The organism is Lachnospira pectinoschiza (assembly GCF_020564355.1).
Classification (GTDB): domain Bacteria; phylum Bacillota; class Clostridia; order Lachnospirales; family Lachnospiraceae; genus Lachnospira; species Lachnospira intestinalis.
In genome coordinates, this window is record NZ_JAJCRR010000024.1 from 1 (window position 1) to 471 (window position 471).

Sequence of the window (471 nt, forward strand, 5' to 3'; positions counted from 1 at the left end):
GGCTTTTTGACTAACTTCTGTCGAAGTTCCTTTGACTTGCAATCCAAAGGTTGCAGCAAAGTCGATAAAGCGGGTCATTTTTTCTTCTTTTGGATGTTCGTGAATACGATAAATCCCTGGTAAATGACGGGATTCAAAACTACTTGCAACTGTTTCGTTAGCAATCAACATAAAGGATTCAATCATCCGTTCGGCTGTTCCACGACTGCGCTTACGAATTTCGATAGGCAAACCATTTTCATCCACGATAATACGTGCTTCCATAGTTTCAAAATCAATTGCCCCACGACGACGGCGCATCGCTGCTAAAGCTTCGTGAAGTTCAGACATGATTTCTACGGATTCTTTAATTGCAGCATATTTTTCTAATGCTTCTTCATCACTAGCAAGCATCAAGTTGACATCATCATAGGTCATGCGTTCAGTCGTCTTGATAATGGAAGGCCCTATTTGTGATTGAAGGACTTTTCC

1 protein-coding gene is annotated in these 471 nt (G+C 41.2%); it reads right to left on the minus strand.

What is annotated here, in order from left to right; genetic code table 11:
- Window positions 1-471, minus strand: a 471-nt coding sequence (locus LI288_RS14065) for an RNB domain-containing ribonuclease (protein ID WP_227091071.1), incomplete at both ends; no start/stop codon positions are given.